1 pseudogene is annotated in these 255 nt (G+C 70.2%); it reads right to left on the reverse strand.

Annotation, left to right across the window (positions count from 1 at the left end):
* Positions 1–255, reverse strand: a pseudogene (locus ARTB_RS22025) (serine hydroxymethyltransferase); the annotation flags it as partial.

Here is a 255-nt window from a genome sequence, read left to right on the forward strand (position 1 = left end):
GCCTGCTGACCGTTGAGCTCGCAGTCGCGCAGGTCCACGAGGACCAGGTGCACGTCGGTGCCGCCGGAGATCACGTTGATCCCCTGCGCGGTCACGTCGTCCTGGACCAGCCGCTCGGCAAGGATCCGGGCACCGGCCAGGACACGCTCCTGGCGTTCCCTGAACTCTTCGGACGCGGCGATCTTGAAGGCCACGGCCTTGCCGGCGATGACGTGCTCCAGCGGGCCGCCCTGCTGCCCGGGGAACACCGCCGAG

Origin of the sequence: Arthrobacter humicola (genome assembly GCF_022803015.1) — a bacterium.
Taxonomy (GTDB): Bacteria; Actinomycetota; Actinomycetes; order Actinomycetales; family Micrococcaceae; genus Arthrobacter; species Arthrobacter humicola_A.